At 35.0% G+C, this 260-nt stretch carries 1 pseudogene; it reads right to left on the minus strand.

The window, feature by feature from the left end:
• Positions 1-260: pseudogene (locus SB749_RS19905) on the minus strand (hypothetical protein); the annotation flags it as partial.

Consider the following 260-nt stretch of genomic DNA (forward strand, 5'->3'; position numbering starts at 1 on the left):
GTAATTCCTTCTTCAACTAAAACTTTCCCTTCGCTATCTTGGAGAATGAGCTTAAGTTGTTTCTCTTCATTTGCTTCATTCATTAGTTGAATAAGTGCTAAAGACTCTTCTCCGATAGAAGTTGCTGCAAAACGTTTGATTGAAACATTTTGAAGATCTTTACTTGCTCCTTTTACAATCCATTTAATATGATCACTTGAAATTGGAAGTTCACCGCACTCTACTGAATCAGTAAATAGATAGACGGAAGTAGCAGTTTC

The organism is Brevibacterium sp. SIMBA_078 (assembly GCF_046534565.1).
Taxonomy (GTDB): domain Bacteria; phylum Actinomycetota; class Actinomycetes; order Actinomycetales; family Brevibacteriaceae; genus Brevibacterium.